The sequence below is a fragment of the Brachyspira pilosicoli genome (genome assembly GCF_019402445.1).
Lineage (GTDB): Bacteria > Spirochaetota > Brachyspiria > Brachyspirales > Brachyspiraceae > Brachyspira > Brachyspira pilosicoli_B.
Genome location: NZ_SRZM01000150.1, coordinates 1 through 3,071, shown reverse-complemented (window position 1 = coordinate 3,071; position 3,071 = coordinate 1). Strand labels below are relative to the sequence as shown.

Genomic DNA, 3,071 nt, shown 5'->3' with positions numbered 1-3,071 from the left:
TCTTTTATCCTAGTTAAATCAACATTCTTTATTAATATTTTATCCCAGCTTTGAGAAATGCATCCTTGACTCTTTAGAAAATCTATTTCATTTTCTTTTAATTTTCTAAACTCTTTATCTTCTTTTACAAAAAAATAACTCATAACGTAACCTTTGATTTAAATCATAATTTCATAATTATGTAAAAAAATTGAAAATTATAATAATTATATATCAATTTAGAATAATTGTAAATATTATGTTTATTAATATTTTATTAAATATATATTATTGCCCACCCTATTAGTTTTTTTGTATTATATATAATTACTTCTTTAATATTCTAAGATGCTCAATTAAACAAATCACACCTGCCCAAATTGTTGATTGTATTTTTAATCTATTTTACGCACGCTAAATAAATTTATTAATATAATTAAAACTATATTTTCACTTTATTTATATATTTAGTTTCTTTTAGCGTGCGGTGTATATATTAAAAAAGTATATATTTAAATTATAAAAAAATAAAAAATATTTAATTTAACTATATATAGTAATGTTGAAATTATTTCTATATAGTGTTATAATATTTAGTTTAAAATATATAATTTTTTATTAGGGGTGAATAATATGGATAAATTACCTGATATATTTGAAAGTTATGTGTTTAATGATAACGTAATGCAAGAAAAACTTCCTAAAGACATTTACAAAAAATTAATAAAAACAATAAAGAATGGTGAGAGGTTAGATTTAGAGTTAGCAAATGTAGTAGCTCATGCCATGAAAGAATGGGCAATAGAAAAAGGAGCAACACATTTTACTCACTGGTTTCAACCTATGACAGGTGTAACTGCAGAAAAGCATACTTGTTTTATCACTCAAACCAAAGACGGTAAAGTTCGTATGGAGTTTACAGGTAAAGAACTTGTTCAAGGTGAGCCTGATGCTTCAAGTTTTCCTTCTGGTGGGTTAAGAAGTACTTTTGAAGCTAGAGGCTATACTGCTTGGGACCCTACTTCTTATGCTTTTATTAAAGATAATACTCTATGCATACCAAGTGCTTTTTGTTCTTATAGCGGAGAATCTTTAGATAAAAAAACACCATTACTTCGTTCTATGGAAGTTATAGAAAGAGAAACAAAAAGAATATTAAAACTATTTGGTCATAATAATATTAATAGAGTATATACAACAGTTGGGGCAGAACAAGAATATTTTTTAATAGATAGAGATTTATATTTACAAAGACCTGATTTGAGATATTGTAAGAGAACATTATTTGGAGCTTGCCCGCCAAAGGGACAGGAATTAGAAGACCATTATTTTGGAGCTATAAAGCCAAGAGTTTTAGAGTTTATGAAAGAGTTGGATAATGAGCTTTGGAAACTTGGTATTATTGCTAAAACAGAACATAATGAAGTAGCTCCTGGTCAATATGAACTTGCTCCAGAGTTTACAATAACAAATATGGCAACCGACCAAAACCAAATTACAATGGAGCTTATGAAGGTAATAGCAGAGAAACATAATTTAGCTTGTATTTTGCATGAAAAGCCTTTCTCTGGAGTTAATGGCAGTGGAAAACATAATAACTGGTCTATAGCTACAGATACAGGGCTTAACCTATTTGAGCCTGGAAATACACCTTCAGAAAATAAACAATTTCTATTATTTGTGGTTGCTGTAATGAAGGCGGTTGATGAATATCAGGATTTGTTAAGAGCTACAACTGCTAGTGCTAGCAATGATCATCGTTTGGGAGCATCTGAAGCACCTCCTGCTATAATATCTATATTTCTTGGAGATGAACTCACTGAAATAATTGAGTCTATGGAAAACTCAAAAAAATACAAAAAAAGAGAAGCTGTAGAAATGGAAATGGGTGTTAATTCTTTGGCTAGATTTACAAAAGATTCAACAGATAGAAACCGTACTTCCCCTCTTGCTTTTACTGGAAATAAATTTGAGTTTAGAATGGTTGGCTCTAGTTTATCAGTATCTGGTCCTAATATAGTATTAAATACAATAGTTGCTGAAGCATTATCACAATTTGCTGATATATTAGAAAAGTCTTCTGATTTTGATAAAGATTTAGAAGAGCTATTAAAAGAAAATATCAAAAAACATAAAAGAATAATTTATAATGGAAATAACTATTCTGATGAATGGGTGAAAGAAGCTAATAAGAGAGGCTTATGCAATTTAAAAACAACTCCTGAGGCACTTGAAACATTTATATCACAAAAAAATATAGACTTGTTCCTAAAGCATAAAGTATTAACAAAAGCTGAAGTTCTCTCAAGATATGAAATAAGCTTAGAAGAATATAATAAAGTGATTAATATTGAAGCACTTACTTTAATAGATATGATTAATAAATATATTATACCATTTTCTTTAGATTATACTGAAGAGCTTGTTAATATATATGAGAAGAAAAAAAGCTTAAAAATAAAATATGATATAGAAAAAGATTTATTAGATAAATTAACTATTTTAACTAATAATCTTTATAAGAAGCTAAGAACTTTAGAAGATTATTTATCTGAAGCAAAAAAGATAAAGAATATATCAAAGTCTAGTATATTTTTTAGAGATAAAGTATTGGCTTGTATAGAGGATATGCGTCCTATAATTGATGAGCTAGAGAGAACAGTTTCTAAAAAACATTGGAAACTTCCAACTTATGGAGATATGTTATATAGCTTAGCTTAAAGAATATAATGTCGTTTTTAATAATGCTTGCAAAAAGAATATAATTTTGCAAGCATTATTATTATAAAAATTAATAATCTATATCAACAATTCTTCCTCTTCTAGTTACTTCAAGTTCTACACCATTATTAAGTTCTACATGATATAAACCATCGTCCATCTCTACTTTCCAAATTCTTGCTCTTGGGAAACGTCTTTTTACAGCATTTTTAACTGCTGCAGGAACTTGTCTAAGAGGAACAATCCAATCAGCAAAAAGAGAAGAACTTCCAATTATAGAAAAAGCAAATAATAAACAAAATAATTTTTTCATAAATTACCCCTTTTTTATTAAAATTATCAAATTATCTTATAATTATATTATAGTATAA

2 protein-coding genes are annotated in these 3,071 nt (G+C 27.4%); one reads left to right on the top strand and one right to left on the bottom strand.

The genetic code is table 11. The features are described from left to right. The first annotated feature begins 612 nt into the window (after nucleotides 1–612). Nucleotides 613–2,700: a glutamine synthetase III family protein gene (locus E6A48_RS05965; protein WP_219709153.1), complete on the top strand. Its 2,088-nt coding sequence runs from the start codon at nucleotides 613–615 to the stop codon at nucleotides 2,698–2,700. Between the two features lie 70 nt (nucleotides 2,701–2,770). On the opposite strand, the gene E6A48_RS05960 is transcribed toward E6A48_RS05965, so the two are convergent. Continuing rightward, nucleotides 2,771–3,013: a PepSY-like domain-containing protein gene (locus E6A48_RS05960; RefSeq protein WP_219709152.1), complete on the bottom strand. Its 243-nt coding sequence runs from the start codon at nucleotides 3,011–3,013 to the stop codon at nucleotides 2,771–2,773. Nucleotides 3,014–3,071 lie beyond the last annotated feature (58 nt).